The 202-nt window shown below is 62.4% G+C and carries 1 protein-coding gene; it reads right to left on the reverse strand.

The window, feature by feature from the left end:
* On the reverse strand, nucleotides 1–202 hold a 202-nt coding region (locus tag GM672_RS28850), incomplete at both ends, for an IS1 family transposase (protein ID WP_170300309.1).

Genomic DNA, 202 nt, shown 5'->3' on the forward strand with positions numbered 1-202 from the left:
TTGGCCATGGCAAGAAAACGGTGACGCCAGCGAAAACTGGTGTTGCGGTGGATGCCGGTGGATTCGGCTGCGGCCCGTACCGTCATCGAACCCAACATGCACTGCAGGAACGGCAACCATTTCTCGCGCAGCCGGATAAAGGCCAGCGGGGTCTTCGTCAGCGCGTTGAAGGAGCGGCGGCACTGGCGACAGCGGTAGCGCT

Origin of the sequence: Pseudoduganella buxea, from assembly GCF_009720835.1 — a bacterium.
GTDB classification, from domain to species: domain Bacteria; phylum Pseudomonadota; class Gammaproteobacteria; order Burkholderiales; family Burkholderiaceae_D; genus Rugamonas; species Rugamonas buxea.